At 68.2% G+C, this 16805-nt stretch carries 15 protein-coding genes and 2 tRNA genes; 2 read left to right on the forward strand and 15 right to left on the reverse strand.

Translation table 11 applies throughout. The annotated features are described in order from the left end of the window. Window positions 1–371: 371 nt before the first annotated feature. From ACZYZE_RS04165 to ACZYZE_RS04185, 5 genes are all read right to left on the reverse strand, one after another. Window positions 372–1034, reverse strand: coding sequence for an SDR family oxidoreductase (locus ACZYZE_RS04165; RefSeq protein WP_459318201.1), 663 nt, complete (start codon window positions 1032–1034; stop codon window positions 372–374). Between the two features lie 296 nt (window positions 1035–1330). Next, window positions 1331–1407, reverse strand: a tRNA-Met gene (locus tag ACZYZE_RS04170). A gap of 62 nt (window positions 1408–1469) precedes the next feature. Continuing rightward, window positions 1470–1541, reverse strand: a tRNA-Thr gene (locus ACZYZE_RS04175). Between the two features lie 230 nt (window positions 1542–1771). Further along, on the reverse strand, window positions 1772–3913 hold the full coding sequence (locus ACZYZE_RS04180; protein ID WP_459318202.1) for a DEAD/DEAH box helicase: 2142 nt from the start codon (window positions 3911–3913) through the stop codon (window positions 1772–1774). A gap of 412 nt (window positions 3914–4325) precedes the next feature. Beyond that, complete coding sequence (locus ACZYZE_RS04185) at window positions 4326–4979, reverse strand: MOSC domain-containing protein (protein ID WP_459318203.1); 654 nt, start codon at window positions 4977–4979, stop codon at window positions 4326–4328. A gap of 217 nt (window positions 4980–5196) precedes the next feature. On the opposite strand from ACZYZE_RS04185, the gene ACZYZE_RS04190 reads away from it, so the two are divergent. Further along, entirely contained in the window at window positions 5197–6405 is a 1209-nt protein-coding gene (locus tag ACZYZE_RS04190) for an acyl-CoA dehydrogenase family protein (RefSeq protein WP_459318204.1), read from the forward strand. A gap of 46 nt (window positions 6406–6451) precedes the next feature. On the opposite strand, the gene ACZYZE_RS04195 is transcribed toward ACZYZE_RS04190, so the two are convergent. The 10 genes from ACZYZE_RS04195 to ACZYZE_RS04240 form a co-directional block, all read right to left on the reverse strand. After that, window positions 6452–7234, reverse strand: a complete 783-nt coding sequence (locus ACZYZE_RS04195; RefSeq protein WP_463906406.1) for an SDR family oxidoreductase — start codon at window positions 7232–7234, stop codon at window positions 6452–6454. A gap of 22 nt (window positions 7235–7256) precedes the next feature. Beyond that, entirely contained in the window at window positions 7257–8357 is a 1101-nt protein-coding gene (locus ACZYZE_RS04200; protein WP_463906701.1) for a glycosyltransferase 87 family protein, read from the reverse strand. Between the two features lie 15 nt (window positions 8358–8372). Further along, entirely contained in the window at window positions 8373–8528 is a 156-nt protein-coding gene (locus ACZYZE_RS04205; protein ID WP_463906407.1) for a hypothetical protein, read from the reverse strand. A 69-nt stretch (window positions 8529–8597) separates the two neighbouring features. Next, entirely contained in the window at window positions 8598–9950 is a 1353-nt protein-coding gene (locus ACZYZE_RS04210) for an MFS transporter (RefSeq protein ID WP_463906410.1), read from the reverse strand. Beyond that, window positions 9947–10495, reverse strand: a complete 549-nt coding sequence (locus ACZYZE_RS04215) for a winged helix-turn-helix transcriptional regulator (protein ID WP_463906412.1) — start codon at window positions 10493–10495, stop codon at window positions 9947–9949. Before ACZYZE_RS04215 ends, ACZYZE_RS04210 begins: the two co-directional genes overlap by 4 nt. 133 nt (window positions 10496–10628) lie before the next feature. Then, window positions 10629–11906 carry a glycosyltransferase 87 family protein gene (locus ACZYZE_RS04220; RefSeq protein WP_463906414.1) on the reverse strand — a complete coding sequence of 426 codons (1278 nt, stop codon included), beginning with the start codon at window positions 11904–11906 and terminating at the stop codon, window positions 10629–10631. Between the two features lie 6 nt (window positions 11907–11912). Continuing rightward, on the reverse strand, window positions 11913–13130 hold the full coding sequence (locus ACZYZE_RS04225; protein ID WP_463906416.1) for a cystathionine gamma-synthase: 1218 nt from the start codon (window positions 13128–13130) through the stop codon (window positions 11913–11915). Window positions 13131–13197: 67 nt separating this feature from the next. Next, a complete protein-coding gene (locus tag ACZYZE_RS04230) occupies window positions 13198–14583 on the reverse strand; it encodes a cystathionine beta-synthase (RefSeq protein ID WP_463906418.1) in 1386 nt (461 codons plus the stop codon). Between the two features lie 166 nt (window positions 14584–14749). After that, window positions 14750–15178 carry a VOC family protein gene (locus tag ACZYZE_RS04235; RefSeq protein ID WP_463906420.1) on the reverse strand — a complete coding sequence of 143 codons (429 nt, stop codon included), beginning with the start codon at window positions 15176–15178 and terminating at the stop codon, window positions 14750–14752. 56 nt (window positions 15179–15234) lie between these two features. After that, window positions 15235–15621 carry a VOC family protein gene (locus tag ACZYZE_RS04240; protein ID WP_463906422.1) on the reverse strand — a complete coding sequence of 129 codons (387 nt, stop codon included), beginning with the start codon at window positions 15619–15621 and terminating at the stop codon, window positions 15235–15237. A gap of 163 nt (window positions 15622–15784) precedes the next feature. On the opposite strand from ACZYZE_RS04240, the gene ACZYZE_RS04245 reads away from it, so the two are divergent. Continuing rightward, window positions 15785–16765 carry a DNA-3-methyladenine glycosylase family protein gene (locus ACZYZE_RS04245; RefSeq protein WP_463906424.1) on the forward strand — a complete coding sequence of 327 codons (981 nt, stop codon included), beginning with the start codon at window positions 15785–15787 and terminating at the stop codon, window positions 16763–16765. Window positions 16766–16805 lie beyond the last annotated feature (40 nt).

Genomic DNA, 16805 nt, shown 5'->3' on the forward strand with positions numbered 1-16805 from the left:
CCGTACGACGACGTCCCTGAAGTCGGCCCAGGTGAGCCGCTAGGCGGCATCCTGGGGGTTGTGAGGACCACTGCACGTCCAGTGCCTTAACGACGACGGCAATAACGCCGGCGATGACGCTGGAGGCACGCACCTCTTCGGCCGGGATTTGGGCGGCGACCGGCACCACAGCGTCCGGCAAGTGTAGCCCGTCGCCCACGGCCGCCAGCGTCGCCAGCAGGAGCCAGCCAATGCGGGCCAACTGGTCCATACACTCACTCTCCCCGGGAGCAATCGGGGCAGGCCACTCTTTTGGAGGAGCTGGGCGCCCCGCCACTCTAGGGGCACACCGTGGGCGCCGATGGACCCACGTCGGGCGACGTCCCGCTGGGCTAGCCCAGCGCCGCCAGGGCCCCCGCCAGCGGCAAGGTGCCGTCCCGGAACTCGATGGTGCGGCGGCCGGTCGAGGGCAGGCCCAGCACCGCTGCGGCCACCAGTGCCACGTTGGCCCGTGCCGTTCCCTGGCCCCCGGTGGTGTCCGCGGGGTCGACGTCGATCAGTCCGTTGCCGGGCCCGTCGGTGAGGGCCCCTGGGCCCAGGATGGTCCAGTCCAGGGCGGTGCCGCGCAGGTAGGCATCCGCGGCCGCCTTGGCCTCGGCGTAGGCAAAGAAGCCGTTGTCCTCGGGAACCCCGTGGTCCGGCCCTGCGCCGAGGTAGGAGATCATTATGTAGCGGCCGACGCCGGCCTCGGCCGCCGCGTCCATCGAACGGATGGCAGCATCACGATCCACCGCGTAGGTGCGCTCCGCGCTGCCGCCGCCGCCGGCACCGGCGGACCACACCACGGCGTCGTGATTCCGCAGCGCCTCGGCGATCTCCGCCGTCGTCGAATGTTCAACGTCCAGCAGGGCCGGCGCAGCACCGGTGGCGTCGACGTCGGCCTGGTGGTCCGGATTGCGGATGAAGGACGTGACATCCTGCCCGTCCGCTGCGAGGATGCGGGAGAGTTCCAAAGCCACCTTGCCGTGGCCGCCGATGATTGCGATTCGAGTCATGGACCCATTCTGTCCCAGAATCTTGCGCCGCGCCCCAACTGGCTCGCAGTTCTTCCCGTTCCGAGACATCTCAATGCCCGTCACGTCCCAGGATTGCGGGGAAGGGGTGGCTTCCGCGACGCGAAACCCGGCCCGCGACGCGCGAATGCCCTGTCGCTAGCGAAAAACCCGTAGCGACAGGGCATTTGCGCGTCGCCAGGCTGTTGCCGTGGCGCGGAAGTCCCGGGCCGAGGATCAGCGGGCGACCCTGTACACAGGAAAACCCCCGGAATCTCAAGGATTCCGGGGGTTTCATCTGGTAGCGGCGGGGAGGCTCGATCTCCCGACCTCACGATTATGAGTCGTGCGCTCTAACCAACTGAGCTACGCCGCCATAAATGAGGAAAACCCGTGCCTAGCCGGTCAAAAACCGCCTTGACACAGGCCCTCATTGCGAGCCCCCCACCGGAATCGATCCGGTGACCTCGTTCTTACCAAGAACGCGCTCTACCACTGAGCTAGGGGGGCAACGAGTAAATACTCTACCGGAACATTGCGCTCCCAACAAATCGACCCGCGATAAGCCCCGAAGACGGCGAAACCGGCGGAAATCCGGGCTTTCGGGGCAGCTGGCGGGCCCCGGCCAAGGTCCGGCACGACGCACCCGGACACGGATGTGACGAAGGGAACTTAAGCAAGATCGGGCCGGCTCAAGAGCCGGCCCGATCTCAGGGTGATTCAGTGCTTAGCAGCGGTGGTTACCACTTGGTGCGGGGCTTGCGCGCCGCGTCGGAGCCGACGCCACGCTCGGCGCGGTCGCTGAACGAGCGTCCGCCACGGTCCGCGGAGGACCGCTCGCCGTCGGTCTTGCGGAATTCGCGCTTGAAGCCGCCGTTGCCCTTGAAGTTTCCGCCACGGTCGCCGCCGCCGGAGTATCCGCCACGGTCGCCGCCACGGCTGGCACCCTGGTAGCCGCCGCGGTCACCGCCACGGTCGCTCGCCGGTGACCGGCCCTTGTCCAGCTCGAGGTGGATCAGCTCGCCGCCGATCCGGGTGCGGGAGAGAGCCTTCAGCTGGTCTGCGCTAAGGTCCGCCGGAAGCTCCACGAGGGAGTGGTCCGAGCGGATGTCGATCCCGCCGATCTGGGCCGAGGAGATGCCGCCTTCGTTGGCAATGGCGCCAACGATGGAACCCGGCATAACGCGCTGACGGCGTCCGACGGCGATCCGGTAGGTGGCGTTGCCCTCGGTCAGGGTGCGGGTCGGGCCGCGTGAACCGAAGCCGTCCTTGGCGCGCTCGCGCTTCTGGAACTCAGGAGCCGCAGGCAGTTCCTTGACCAGGAGCGGCTGACCGCCCTGGGCCATGACGGCCAGTGCGGCAGCGATTTCCGAGGCCGGGACGTTGTGCTCTTCTTCGTAGGAGGAGATGAGGTCGCGGAAGGCCGCAACATCCTCGGATGCAAGCGTCTCGGTGATCTTCTCGGCGAACTTGCCCAGGCGCAGTGTGTTCACCGATTCGGCGGTGGGCAGGTGCATCTGCTCCACCGGCTGGCGGGTCGCCTTCTCGATGGAGCGCAGCAGGTACTTCTCCCGCGGCGTCATAAAGAGGATCGCGTCACCGGAACGGCCTGCACGGCCGGTGCGGCCGATGCGGTGGACGTAGGACTCGGTGTCGTGCGGGATGTCGTAGTTGACCACGTGGCTGACGCGCTCAACGTCAAGGCCGCGGGCCGCGACGTCGGTGGCGACCAGGATGTCGATCTTTCCGTCACGCAGGGCCTCAACCGTGCGCTCACGCTGCTGCTGCGGGATGTCGCCATTGATGGCAGCAGCCTGGAAGCCCCGTGACCGCAGCTTGTCGGCCAGATCCTCGGTGGCCATCTTGGTCCGGACGAAGGCGATGACGCCTTCGAACGGCTCGACCTCGAGGATGCGGGTCAGCGCGTCGAGCTTGTGCGGGCCCATGACCTGCAGGTAGCGCTGGCGGGTGTTGGCGCCGGTCGTGGTCTTGGACTTGACCTGCACCTCGGCCGGGTTGTTCAGGTACTGCTTGGACAGCCGGCGGATCTGGCTCGGCATCGTGGCGGAGAACAGTGCAACCTGGCGGCCCTCGGGGGTCTGCTGGAAGATCTGCTCAACGTCTTCGGCGAAGCCCATGCGAAGCATCTCGTCAGCCTCATCCAGCACCAGGTACTGGAGTTCGGACAGGTCGAGGGAGCCCTTGGCGATGTGGTCGATCACTCGGCCGGGGGTGCCGACTACAACCTGGGCGCCGCGGCGCAGGCCGGCGAGCTGGGGGCCGTAGGCGGAGCCGCCGTACACCGGGAGGACGGTGAAGTCGTCGATGTGCTTGGCGTAGGAGGTGAAGGCCTCGGCGACCTGGAGCGCGAGCTCGCGGGTCGGAGCGAGCACCAGGGCCTGGGTCTTGCGGGACGGGCCGTTGAGGTCATGGAGTTCGGCCAGGCGGGACAGCGCCGGTACTGCGAATGCTGCAGTCTTACCGGTACCGGTCTGGGCCAGGCCCACGACGTCGCGGCCTTCGAGCAGCAGCGGAATGGTTGCTGCCTGGATCGGGGACGGCTTCTCGTAGCCGACGTCCTGCAGGGCAGCCAGGACACGGGCATCGATGCCGAGGTCAACGAACTTGACGCCTTCATCTTCGGGCTCTTCGTCCTTGGCCGGGGCCTTGGACTCGGCCTTGCCGGCGGACTGGGTGTCAGCCTGCGGCGCGGTCTCGGCTGTCGCCGGGATCTCGGCGGGTGCGTCGGTCGTCGCAGGAGCCTCGGTGAATACCGGGGCGGAGCCGGCTGCCGGGGCAGCCGTTTCAGAAGTCTCGACGTCGACCTGGCTATTCTCGGTGGCGAGTTCGGTGTCGACGGAGTTGTTCTGATTTTCGGGCATAGGTGAAATTTCCTCATCCATAGGGGCCAAGCGGCACAACCCGAGGTGAGCGGAGCCGCAGTACGCGTGACCGGAAGTGCCGGGCATACTTTGACCGGCCGGTCACATAGAAGCCCGGCGCTTTCGCAATCCCGTGGCAGGACTTCCCGCTGCATCTCTTGGCTGCTATCCCAGCAGTCTGTACAGCGTTTTCTTTAGCCGGCTCTCCCTATGAAAATGCCCGCATCACAATTTGCGGGCCCCAACACTTGCCAGTCCTGCCTCAAGAATTGGGCAGGAATAAGGGATTTCCGGAGTGGGGGATGTTTCAAGTGTAGGGCATTGATGCACGCAAGGGTAACCCGAATGGCTCACGACGGCGGTGAGCTTGCGCACACGGGCCCTCCGGCCGTGCGGGACGGCAGCCCGTCCGCTAGACGCCGAGCCGTCGCTGCAGCTTCTCGAATTCCCCGTCATACTCGGGCTGGAGGCGGATCTCACCGTCGGCGTCGGCGTCGCGCAGCGCCTCCATATCCGCAAAAGTGGGGTCGGTGAACCACTTGCCGATGGTGACACCGTGGGTGGGGACGAAGATCCGGTGGATGTGGTCCCCCGCCTGGATACTGCCGGTGCGGATCACCCGGAGGTAGGCACCCACCCGGCCGGCCTCGCCGAACCGCTTCATCCAGTGCGGCACGTCCATCCGCCGCTGGAACGTGGCGCAGGGCGTCCGCGGCGAGGTCACCTCCACTTCGACGTCCAGCCCGATCTTCCAGCGTTCGCCGATGATCGCGTCGGTGGCGCTGATCCCGGAGACGCGCAGGTTTTCGCCGAAGATGCCCGGCGGCAGTTCGCGCTTCAGTTCCCCGGCCCAGTAGTCTGCGTCGGCCTGGGAGTATGCGTAGAGGGCCTGGTCTTCGCCGCCGTGGTGGATCCGGCTGGCCTGGATATCGCCGTGCAGCCCCAGCGTGTGCACCCGGACCGGTCCGTCGACAGGGCGTTTGTCGATCGCCGTCACGCCGACGCTGCCGGGGTCCTTGAGAAGCTGGTGTACGCGGCAGACGGCAAGCACAGATGCGGTGTCCATGGCACCAGTCTAGGCCTGTGCCCTTCCGGCGGGGCTCCGACGGACATGTCCCGCTCAGGACACCAGAGTGCGTGCGACGCTCCTGCCCGGTTGCTTTCGCACCACGCCCCGGCAGTCCGGCGACACCGGCGAGCCGGCCGCAATCCGTGCCTGGGTCCGGAAGCAACTGGGCGGGAAGGCCGGTGCCAGCGTCCGGCCAAGACCGTAGGATGCTGGAATGAGCAACGAGGCTGGTTTTCCTGATGGGCCTGAAGGTCCTGACGTCTCCGATGTCCTGGCGATCGACTCCTTGTTAAGCGCCGGGGAGCTTGCCATGCGGGAGCGGATCCGCGATTTCACGGACCAGCGGATCCGCCCGGGCATCGCCCGCTGGTATGACGAGGGTGTATTCCCGCTCGATCTGGCCCCGGAACTCGGAGAACTAGGGGTCCTCGGCATGCAGCTGGAGGGCTACGGGTGCCCCGGCCGCTCCGCCGTCGAGTATGGCCTGGCCGCGATGGAACTGGAGGCGGGCGATTCGGGCATCCGCACCTTCGTCTCCGTGCAGGGTTCCTTGGCAATGACGGCGATCCACCAGTGGGGTTCCGAGGAGCAGAAACAGGAGTGGCTCCCCCGGATGGCCGCCGGCGAGCTCATCGGCAGCTTCGCACTGACCGAGCCCACCGCCGGCTCGGACCCGGCCTCGATGAAGACCTTTGCCAGGCGTGACGGACCGGGCGACGGCGCCGGCTGGATCCTGGACGGCGCCAAACGCTGGATCGGGCTCGCCTCGGTGGCGGATGTGCTGGTGGTGTGGGCCATGACCGACGACGGCGTCCGCGGCTTCCTGGTGCCCGCCGCAACGCCCGGTGTCGCGGCGACGCCGATCGGGCAGAAGCTCTCGATGCGCGCCTCTATCCAGTGCGATGTCACGTTCGACGGCGTCCGGCTGGGCCCCGGTGCCCTGCTGCCGGCAGCCCGGGGTCTGCGGGGGCCGTTCAGCTGCCTGAACGAAGCACGGTTCGGGATCGTATGGGGCGCGATGGGCGCCGCCCGGGACTCCTATGAGGCGGCGCTGAAGTACTCGCAGGAGCGGCTGCAGTTCGGCAAACCCCTCGCCGGGTATCAGCTCACGCAGGAGAAACTGGTGAACATGCTGCTGGAGATCCAGAAGGGCACCCTGCTGGCGCTCCAGCTGGGCCGGCTCAAGGACGCCGGGAAGCTGCGGCCGGAGCAGATCTCGCTGGGCAAGCTGAACAATGTGCGCGAGGCGATCAAGATTGCCCGCGAGGCCCGAACCATCCTGGGCGGGAACGGCATCACCCTGGACTACTCCCCGCTCCGGCACGCAGCCAACCTCGAATCGGTGCGGACCTACGAGGGCACGGACGAGGTCCACACCCTGATCCTGGGCCAGCACATCACCGGGCTCGCCGCGTTCCGGTAGGCCCGCGCCTGCCGTGAAATGCCAACTCGCGGGGGCCGTGGGCGCCTCAGGCCGAGAAGCCGCCGTCGGCCTTGACCAGCTGGCCGGACACCCAGCGGCCCTCGGGCGAGAGCAGAAACGCCACCGTAGCGGCCACGTCCGCGGGTGTGCCGAGCCGGCCGCCGGGCTGGCGCCGGGCCAGGTTTTCGCGCAGCTGCCGGTCCATCCAGCCCGTGTCGACCGGGCCGGGGTTGAGCGCGTTGGCGCTGATCCCGAGCGGACCCAGCTCCCGGGCCGCCGCGATCACAATCCGGTCCAGCGCGCCCTTGGACGCCCCGTAGGGCAGGTTGAAGGCGGTGTGATCGCTCGTCAGGGCCACGATCGCGCCGCCCTCGGCCGGGGCCTGCCGCGCGAAGTCGGCGATCATTTGCCAGCTGGCCCGGGTGTTCACGGCGAAGTGCCGCTCGAAACTTTCCAGGCTCGTGTCCAGGATGCCGGAGTCCACGGATTCGGCGTGGCTGAGCACGAGGGCATGCAGGGTTCCTGCCTCCTGCGCGGCCTCGGCCATCAGCCGGTCCACGGCCGCCGGGTCTTCGAAATCGGCCGGCAGCGCAACCACGGCGGCGCCGGCGGCGTGGAGCTCCGCGGTGAGGCGTTCGACGTCGTCGGGCTGGACGCCCCACGGCATCCGGGCGTCGTAGTCCTGCCAGTACGTGAGCACGAGGTCCCAGCCGTCGGCCGCGAGCCGGCGCGCAATCCCTGCGCCGATTCCGGCCAGCCGGCCGACGCCGGTAATGAGGGCGGTCTGACGCTGGGCCGCGGGCGGCTCCGGAAGGTTCGGAAGACTCATGCGGATCAGCCTAGCGGCGGCGCTACGGCTGCAGGACCCGGGGACCGGACCGTTCTTCGTCCGGCTGGAGGTCAGGCGCGGGCGTCAGGGAGCCGCGCCGGAGGACCACAAGCCAGCACACCATGATGGCCAGGGCGCAGAACACTCCGGAACTCGACGCCATGATCCAGAGCCCGGGCGTCTGGATGTCGAGGTTCTGCGCTCCGAGGGCAGTGCCGATCGTCTTCGGCGAGAAGAGGAACACCACTGTGGAGATACCCAGCACCACGCCCATAAGCCAGCGGGTGCCGCGGTAGCGAAGCGGGGTTTCGCGCAGGGTCCAGGCGAACGTCGGAAGGACAGCAGCCGCCCAGACCCAGTGGTGGGACCACGAGACGGGGCTGATGAGCAACATGGTGAGCGCCGCCGTCGATATGGCCACAACGCGGGATCCCTGTTCGCTGGCGGTTTTGATGACTCCGGCAGCCAACGCCACTACCACAAGGCTCAGCAGCAGCCACGGAACCGTGACTGAGGTTTCTGGGACGCCGAAGTGCAGCAGCGCACCCTTGAGGGACAGGTTGTCGACATAACCGGCGCCGCCGATCCGGGAGGTGTCGGGCAGGATCGCAAGCCAGAACTGCAGTGACTCGGAGGGCAGCAGGAGCCAGCCGAGGAGCACTGTAGAGGCAAAGCCCATGGCCATGTTTACAAGCCCGCGCCAGTCCTTGCGCACCAGGAAGTAGAGCCCGAAAACCAGCGGCGTCAGCTTGATGCCGGCGGCGACGCCCACCAGGAACCCGCTGCCGGGGATTCCCATGGTCCAGCACGGATTTCGCGCCATGAGGTCTGCCGCCATCAGGCCCATGAGCAGGATATTTATCTGGCCGAAGGCCAGGGTTTCGCGCCACGGCCCGAGGTTCAGGACGGCCAAGACCATGATGACGGCGGCCCACCGCCTGGCCGGGGTGCGGAAGGTGCTACGCCAGTCCGTCTTGGCGTTCCAGTAGCGGACGCCGCGGATGGCCGTCCAGACCGCGACAACGACGCCGGCGGTGTTGAACAGTGTAAGCGCGGACTGCTGGGGCAGCCGGGCCAGGAGGCTGAAGATCAGCGCGGCGAAGGGCGGGTAGGTGAACGGCAGCCCGGGCCCGCCGGCCTAGGCGACGGAAGGCCCGTAGAGGTCCGACGGCGCCGCACCGGCGTCATTGAGGATCTTGCCGCCGTACCAATAGACGCTGAAGTCAAGGCCTTGAGTGGCCCAGCCCGCGACCCACGTCCAGACCAGGACACAACGGCCCCCAGGCAGTGACATGTGTATCCCCCAATATTGACTGCTGGTGCGAGGTTGGCGGCCAACCTCGCAGTTCATCCTACAGAGGCGCTAGACCGGGACCGCTTCCTTCTTGGCCGCGTCTTTCCGGATCGTGGCGCTGATGACGGCGGCGATGGTGCACATCGCGGCGGCGCCGAACCAGGCGTAAGTGTACTGGCCGGTGGTATCGCGGATGGCGCCGGCCGCCAGGGCGGCGGCGGCGGCGCCCAGCTGGTGGGCGGCGAACACCCAGCCGAAGACCACGCTGCCGTCGGCGCCGAAGACCTGGCGGCAGATCGCCGCGGTCGGCGGCACGGTGGCCACCCAGTCCAGCCCGTAGATCACCACAAACACGATCATGCTCGGCTGCACGGTGGCGCTGAGCAGCAGCGGAAGCACCAGCAGCCCGATCCCGCGGAACTGGTAGTACACGGCGAGCAGGATCCGCGGGTTGTAGCGGTCGGTGAGCCAGCCGGAGGCAATCGTCCCCACAATGTCGAAGATCCCGACGACGGCGAGCAGGCCTGCCGCCGTCGTCGGGGCCATGCCATGGTCGTGGGCGGAGGGGATGAAGTGGGTGCCGATCAGGCCGTTGGTCGTGGCGCCGCAGATCGCGAACCCGGCCACGAGGGCCCAGAAGGTCCGCACCTTGCTGGCCCGTTTGAGTACCTGCACAGCCCGCACTGCGGCGTTCCGTCGGGGTTCCGCAACGTCCGCGGCTTCGGCGGGGATGGCGGCCGCTCCGGGGCAGGCGGCACCGTCCACACCGACGGCCGGATCCTCGGGCTCGGCACCGTACGGCAGGACGCCGGCGTCAGCCGGTGAGTTCTTCAGGAACCTCAGCACGAGCGGGACCACCGCCAGCGCGCCGGCGGCAATCAGCAGCGAGGCCTGGCGCCAGCCCGGGTCCTGGGCAAGGGCTGCGATGAACGGCAGGAAGACCAGTTGCCCGGCGGCGCTGCCCGCGGTGAGGATGCCGATCACCAGCCCGCGGCTCTTCGCGAACCAGGTGTTCGCAATAGTTGCCGCGAAGACCAGCGCCATGGACCCGGTCCCGAGCCCGATCAGCAAACCCCAGGTCAGCAGGATCTGCCAGGACTCGGTGACCAGTACGGTCAGGGCGCTGCCGGCCCCGATCAGCACGAGTGCCACGGAGGTGACGGCGCGGATCCCGAAACGCTCCATCAGGGCCGCGGCGAACGGCGCGGTGAGACCGAACAGCACAAGGTTGATGCTGACCGCGGCCGAAAGCACCGTGGTGGACCAGCCGAATTCGTTCTGCAGCGGCACCATCAGCACGCCGGGCGCGGCGCGGAAGCCCGCGGCGCCGACCAGCGCCACGAACGCGACGGCGGCGACGATCCAGGCCGGGTGGAGGCGGCGCTTGGGAGCCGGGAGGAGAGTTGTTTCGGGGGCGCTCATGCCGCGGTTCCCTTCGGTCCGGTGGCCGAAGCCTGGGGGGAAGATCCTGGGCCCTTCGGGGATGCCATGGCCAGTGGCATCGGCTCCGCGGTGCGGGTGAGGCTGTGCCAGCTCGTGTTCCGGGCCGTGAGCCGCTCCCCGCAGGCCGTGCAGCTGTCCGCGGACGAGGTGCGCTGCCCGCACGTTGAGTGGATGACGAACATGTGGGCCTGCCCGGACGGCGCCGGGAGGTGCTTTTCGGCCCAGATGACGACGGCGTTGAGCACCGGCAGGGCGTCCTCGCCTCTCGCCGTGAGCACGTACTCCTGGCGGGCGCGGCCGCCGTCGTCGTAGGGCCGGCGGGCGAGCAGCCCGGCGTCGAGGAGCGCCGCGAGCCTTTTGCTCAGCACGGAATCCGCTGCCCCCAGCCGGGTCTTCATTGCGTCGAAGCGCCCGTTGCCGAAGAAGACCTCGCGGAGGATGAGCATGCCCCACGGGTCGCCGAGGATGTCCAGGCCCCGGGCCAGGCTGCAGTCCCGCTGGGACCAGTCGGATCGAAGTGCCATGCGGAAAACCCTAGCTGACTATCTTCAGGAAAGCTAGGTGCTCTGCCGAGACTACAGTTCGCGGCAATGTTGCTCGAAAACACTGCCGCGAACTGTGTACTCGCGAATGGCTTGAAGAGAAAAAGCAGTCGCGCTACGCTCCCGGGCGCAGCACGGCGCGGGACGGCCGGTAAGCCAGCGCCCAATAGACGAGCATGGCGATGCCGCACACCACGCCCAGGCTTGCCACAATGAGCTGCCACTGCGTCTGCGGGTCCTTGCCCCACTCGTGCGCGCCGGCCGTAACAGCGAGGTACTTGGGCGTCAGGTAGAAGGCGACCGCGCTGAACGCCACAACGGCCCAGCCGGCCAGCCGCATCTTCCCGTCCCGCGACGGCACCCGGTGGATGGCGAAGCCCAGCGACGGCAGCGCCACGGCCATCCACACCCAATGGTGGGACCAGGACACAGGGCTGATCAGCAGCATCAGCAGGGCGGTGGCGGACACGGCGACGAAGTTCTCGTCGGCGTCTACCGCCCACTTGATTACGAGCGCGGCCACGGAGATGAGGGCCAGCGAGATCACCAGCCACACCACGGACGTCAGGCCGGAGTCCGGCATACCCAGATGCAGCAGGAGACCTTTGACGGAGAGGTTGTCCATGTAGGCCGGGCCGCCGATCCGCCCGGTGTCCGGCAGGATCTTGGTCCAGAATGTTAGTGAGGCCGTGGGCAGCATGGCCCAGGCCGCGGCGATGGAGCCGAAGAAGCCCGCGGCCATCCAGCCGAGGGCCTTGAAGTCGCGGCGGACCAGGAAATAGAGTCCGAAGGCGAGCGGTGTGAGCTTGATGCCCGCCGCGATCCCGATCAGGAGCCCCGCGGGCCAGCGGATCTGCCCGGCGCGCACCTTCCCGTAGAGCGCGAAGTCGGCCAGGATCAGGCCCATCAGGATGATGTTGATCTGGCCGAAATCGAAGGTGTCCCGCCAGGGTCCCAGCAGCAGGATCGCGGCGGTTCCGGCGAGGGCCACGGCCCGGAAGCGCCAGTCGGCGAATGCGTTCCGCCAGGTGCCAAGCCGGAAGTAGTGGCGCGCCAGCCAGGCGGACACGATCGCGGCCCCGAGCAGCGCGGTGGTGATGAACACCAGGCTCCCGATGCCCTGGCCCAGGGTGGCCAGCGCCGCGAAAATCAGCGCGGCGAAGGGCGGGTAGGTGAACGGGAGTCCGTCGCGCGGCGCATAGAGTTCGTTCACGCCGGTCTCGCCGGTCTGGAGCACCCGGCTGCCGCCGTAGAAGTAGACCTCGAAGTCGTTCATCAGCGGGATGTATGCGGTGTAGAGCACCACCAGGGCGGCGACGACGGCGAGCGCACCGGCCGCCGTCGCGACCCAGCCGCGGGCAGTGGAGGACAGGGCCCTGGTGGTGGTTGTCACTGGTGGCTAGCTGCCCGTCTCGAGGGCGGCGAGGCTGGACATGGCCTGCTCGAGGTCGGCGATGAGGTCCTCGACGTCCTCGATGCCGCAGGAGAGCCGGATCAGGTTGACCGGAACGGCCAGCTCCGTGCCCTTGACCGAGGCGTGTGTCATTTCCGAGGGGTAGTTCATGAGGGATTCGATGCCGCCGAGGGACTCAGCGAGGGTAAACACGGAGGTCGATTCGGCCACCTTGCGTGCCGCCGCCTCGCCGCCCTTGAACTGCACGGAGATCATGCCACCGAACTTCTTCATCTGCTTCCTGGCCAGCTCGTGGCCCGGGTGCGAGGGCAGGCCCGGGTACAGCACGGCTTCCACCTCGGGGCGCTCCAGCAGCCATTCGGCCACGGCCTGGGCGTTGTCGCTGTGCCGGTCCATCCGGACGCCGAGGGTCTTGAGGCCGCGGGTGGTGAGGAAGGCGTCCATCGGGCCGGACACGGCGCCCACGGCGAACTGAATGAAGCCGATCTTCTCGGCCAGCTCCGCGTCGTTGACAATGATGGCGCCGCCGACGACGTCGGAGTGCCCGCCGATGTACTTGGTGGTGGAGTGCACCACGACGTCGGCGCCGAGGGCCAGCGGGTTCTGCAGGTACGGCGATGCGAAGGTGTTGTCCACCACGAGGAGGGCGCCGGCGTCGTGCGCCAGCCTGGCGAGGGCCGCGATGTCGGTGATCTTCATCATCGGGTTCGACGGCGTCTCCACCCACACGAGCCGGGTCTTGCCCCCGCCGTCGGCCGCACCCCCGGCCGCGACGGCCTTCGCCACGGCGTCAAGATTGGACATGTCCACCGGGGTGTTGCCGATGCCCCACTCCCCCAGGACCCGGCTGATCAGCCGGTAGGTGCCGCCGTACGCGTCGTTGCCGAGCACGATGTGGTCGCCGGGGCGGGTGAGCGCGCGGATCATCGAGTCCTCGGCGGCGAGGCCTGAGCTGAAGGAGAACGCGGCGGACCCGCCCTCCAGCGCCGCGAGCTGTTCCTGCAGCGAGTCTCGGGTGGGGTTGGTGCCGCGCCCGTATTCGTAGCCGGCGCGCAGCACGCCGATCGCTTCCTGCGCGTAGGTGGAGGAGAAGTGCACGGGAGGCACCACGGCGCCCGTCCGCGGCTCGAAGGCCTGGCCGGCGTGCACGGCGCGGGTGTTGAAGCCGGAGTTTTTTGAGGAGGAGCTTTCTGGCAAAGACATGTGCGTTCCTTTCGGCCGGCGGCCGGGCGCCAGGGGAGGGCGGTCCGGTGTCCGGGTCAGTGTGCGGTCAGTTGCTGAGGTAGGCGAGCAGGTCGTGGCGGGTCAGGATCCCCACCGGAGCGCCGACGAACGTCACCATCAGGGTGTCGGTGTCGGAGAGGAGTTCGCGGGCCGTCGAGATCGATTCGAGCGAGCCGATCACGGGCAGCCTGGCCTCCATGTGTTCGGAGATCTTGTCCGTCAGCTTCGCCTCGCCGCGGAAAAGCTTGGCGGTCAGGGTGCGTTCGTCGACGGCGCCCAGCACCTCGCCCATCACCACGGGAGGCTCCTGGGACAGCACAGGGATGTGCGAGACGCCGTACTCGTTCATGATGTTGATGACATCGCGGACGCTCTCATTCGGGTGGATATGCACCAGGTCCGGCAGTTCTCCGGTCTTGGCCTTGAGCACTTCGCCTACGGAGGCTTCGTCGCCGCTGGCGAGGAAGCCATAGGAGCGCATCCACTGGTCGTTGAAGATCTTCGCCAGGTAGCCGCGGCCGGAGTCCGGCAGGATGACCACGACGACGGCGTCCGCCGGCAGGTCCGCAGCGACCTGCAGCGCGGCGACGACGGCCATGCCGGAGGATCCGCCCACCAGCAGACCCTCTTCGCGGGCGAGCCGGCGGGTCATCTCGAAGGAATCGGCGTCGCTGACGGCGATCACGGCGTCGGGGACGGCCTTGTCGTAGTTGGCGGGCCACATGTCCTCGCCGACGCCTTCGACGAAGTACGGCCTGCCGGTGCCGCCGGAGTAGACCGACCCGGCGGGGTCCGCTCCGATGATCTTGACGACGCCGCCGTCGGACGCCGGCCGGCCGGCGGAAACTTCTTTGAGGTACCGGCCGGTGCCGGTGATGGTGCCGCCGGTGCCGGCGCCGATCACGCAGTGCGTGACCCGGCCATCGGTGTCGTGCCAGATCTCCGGGCCGGTGGATTCGTAGTGGCTTGCCGGGGCGGCGGGGTTGGAGAACTGGTCCGGCTTGTACGCGCCGGGGATCTCGGTGACGAGCCGGTCCGAGACTCCGTAGTAGCTTTGCGGGCTGTCCGGGGCGACGGCGGTGGGGGTCACCACCACCTCGGCGCCGTAGGCCTGGAGCACGGCCCGTTTGTCCTCGCCGACCTTGTCCGGCACCACGAAGATGCAGCGGTAGCCCTTCTGCTGGGCCACGAGGGCCAGGCCGACGCCGGTGTTCCCGGAGGTGGGTTCCACGATGGTGCCGCCGGGCAGGAGTTGGCCGCTGCGTTCGGCCTCCTCGATCATCTTCACCGCGATGCGGTCCTTGATGGAACCGCCGGGGTTCAGGTATTCGAGCTTTACCAGGACCGTGGCCCCGATGCCGTCGGTGACGTGGTTCAGTTTGACGAGCGGCGTATTGCCGATGAGGTCCAGAACGGACTGGGCGTACTTCATAGGTACAAAGTTACCGTCTCCACCCGCCAGGGGCGGATTCAGGCACGTCGGCGCGGCATTCCGGCGCCCGCGGAATGCGAAGATCGTGCGGTCGGGCCTCGGCCCGCGGGTGCCCCCGTGGGCGTCCCTGGCCACGCCGGCGCGCCCGCCGGAAGCGTCAGGCGCATCAGGCGCCGATGTCGTTCGCGCCGGCGGCCCCGGCCCCGCCATCCTCCGGCACCGCGTTCTGCCGCAGTCCCACAATGTTGCCCTCGGTATCCCTGAAGTAGGCGGCGAATCCCATGTTCATCACGGCCTGCTTGGCCAGGACAGTGCTGCCCCCGAGGGTTCCGATCTTCTCCAGTGCCGCGTCGATGTCCTCCACATCCACCATAATGACGGGCGACCTCAACTCGCCTTCCCTAAGGAACATTCCGCCGTTGATCGAGCCGGCCTCCATGGGCATGCCGGTTTCGTCGGTGGGAGTGGTCGTCACCATGATGTAGCCAATTTCCGGCATGGTGTCGATGGCCCAGCCGAATGCCGATTTGTAGAATTCCTGCCCCCGTTCCTTGTCATCGGCGGGGATTTCGAAGTGCACAACGCGCCCGGCCATTTGAGTCACCTGTTCTCTACAACCATGGCGCGGGCGGTCCACGCCATGGTGAGATTTTAGTCCCCTGCCGCGTCCTGCCACAGTCCCACGATGTTGCCCTCGGAGTCCTTGAAGTACGCATTCCAGCCAGCTCCCGGCACTTCCATCTTTTCCCGCTGAACGGCACCGCCCCGCGCCACGATTTGCTCCAGTGCGGCGTCGATGTCCGCCACATCCACCGTCACCACCGGGGCAGTGAGCTGGCCGGTACGCCGGAACAGCCCGCCGTTGATGGAACCGGACACCGTGGGCCGGCCCTGCTCGTCCATCGGCGTCGTCATGGCGAGGCTGTAGTCCATCTCCGGCAGCACCTGGAATTCCCAGCCGAAGATCGACCCGTAAAACTCGCGCGCCCGTCCCTCGTCGTCCGCGGGGATTTCGAAATGAACCACTCCACCAGTCATTACACTCTCCTAAGAACAAGGATCCGGACCTGCGGGCGGGCGCGGGCGCCCCACGCCACAGCCGGAGTCTAGTCCCGGCAGCGCGGGAGGATAAGGGCCCTACGGCCCATGCCCGAGTGCCGCCGGCAGGGCCGCTGTCAGGCGTTCGTGGAATCATGGTCGGGTGACCATTGCAGACCTCCCCGCCGGCTTCGCCACCGCGGCGGACGCCTCACTGCGGTGGCACCCGCCCGGTCCCTTCGATTTGTTCCGGACGGTCGGGCCGCTCCTGCGCGGGCACGGCGACCCGTCCATCCGCACCGCGCCGGGCGGCCTCTGGCTGGCGCTCACGACGCCGACTGGGCCGGCCACACTCTGCCTGGCTGCGGCCGGTCCGCCGGCGGATCCCGCCGTCGAGGTCCACGCCTGGGGGCCGGGCGCCGCCGATGCCGTCGATTCCGCGCCGCGGCTGCTGGGCCGCGACGACGACTGGTCAGGCTTTGACGAGCCTGTGTTCCACGCCACCCTCCCCCGGATGGTTGTTGAGGCACGACGCCGGAACCTCGCCGTCCGGCTGCCCGCCACCGGCCGGATGATCGACTCCCTCGTGCCGACGATCCTGGAGCAGAAGGTCACTGTGATCGAGGCCCGGCGCGGCTACCGCTATCTGATGTACCGGTACGGAACCCCGGCCCCCGGCGCCGGCACCGTGGCGCCGGCCAATCTGATGGTCCAGCCCACCCCCGAGCAGTGGCTGCGCATCCCGTCCTGGGAATGGCACAAGGCCGGGGTGGGTCCGCAGCGTTCGGCGACCGTCATGCGCGCGCTGCGCTCCGCCGTCGCGCTGGAACGGCTTGCCGCGCTCCCTGCCGCGGAGGCCGCCGCTAAGCTCCAGACCATTCCCGGCATCGGTGCGTGGACCGCGGCGGAGGTGGTGCAGCGTACGCACGGCTGCCCGGACTCCATTGCCGTGGGCGACTACCACCTTGCGGCATACGTCGGAGCGGCGCTGACCGGCCGCAGGACTGACGACGCCGGCATGCTCCGGCTGCTGGCCCCGTGGGCCGGCCACCGGCAGCGCGTTGTCCGGATGATCGGCCTCAGCGGCTTCCGCAAACCGACCTTCGGTCCGCGGATGACCATCCAGGACCACCGCGGCTACTAGCACCTCCCCCGAAAGCAACGCGGGGTCACCTACGGCCCAT

It is taken from the genome of Pseudarthrobacter woesei, from assembly GCF_055412745.1.